This is a genomic window from Microvirga arabica (assembly GCF_016811235.1).
Lineage (GTDB): Bacteria > Pseudomonadota > Alphaproteobacteria > Rhizobiales > Beijerinckiaceae > Microvirga > Microvirga arabica.
The window spans coordinates 1-794 of sequence record NZ_JAFBID010000218.1 but is presented as its reverse complement, the minus strand read 5'-3'; the positions used below and the strand labels follow the sequence as shown (position 1 = coordinate 794).

General features: G+C 62.5%; 1 protein-coding gene and 1 pseudogene. Both read right to left on the bottom strand.

What is annotated here, in order from left to right; genetic code table 11:
* Nucleotides 1–224 (bottom strand): annotated as a pseudogene (locus JQC81_RS32575) (MCD, Malonyl-CoA decarboxylase MCD); the annotation flags it as partial.
* Between the two features lie 349 nt (nt 225–573).
* Nucleotides 574–794 (bottom strand): tripartite tricarboxylate transporter substrate-binding protein (locus tag JQC81_RS32570; protein ID WP_281400488.1); only part of this gene is annotated, 221 nt, incomplete at its 5' end.

The window sequence follows — 794 nt, the reverse complement described above, 5'->3', positions numbered from 1 at the left end:
GTGCCATAGCTTGCTAACAGGGTCTGCGCCAAAGCCACGCCGGATGCTTCACCCCTGCGCGATAAGAGCAATTCGCTCATGGCAATCAGGTCGAGTTGTGGAATGGCCTCCCGATCACCCTTGCGACCTAGCAGGGCCCGCCCCCTCTCCGTCAGGGTGTCGAGGAGATCCCCTAGGAACGAGGAGGCGTCGGCCGTTCCGGACCTCGAGCTGTAGAACCTCATACTTAGCCTCCCTTAAACCCTGTGCAAGCTTTGGAAGTCCGCTAACCCCGTCACTGCGGAAATTTATCTTAGGTCAGCGAGGAGGAAGACCATGACATGGGACGTGCTCCTTGCGTGGCTCGAAGTCCCACAGCTTACAGGCAAGCGGGGCAGGAGCACGGCCGCACCATCCCATTAGCCGACCTCAGTAAGAACGGCGATAGCACGAAGTCGAACCGATCAGGAGATCCAGGAGACGCGCTCCTCGTCGTGCGCCTCTCCCATTGCGGGTTCCACGCATGCTGGACGACGGACATCCCGACGGGCCGATCCCGAACGGGCAGGATCGGCCCTTCTTGTCGGCGGCGGACTACTTCGCCTCCTCCAGCTTCAACCCGGCGTCCTTCACGACCTTGGCCCAGCGGGAGATCTCCGAGCCGACAAAGGCGCCGAACTCCGCACCAGTCAAGGTCGGGATCTCCGATCCCTGCCGGGTCCAGGCCTCACGGATGGCGGGCGCCTGCAGGGCGGTCTGCAATTCCTTAGTCATTCGCTCAACAATCGCGGGCGGCGTGCCCTTGGGCGCCCAGA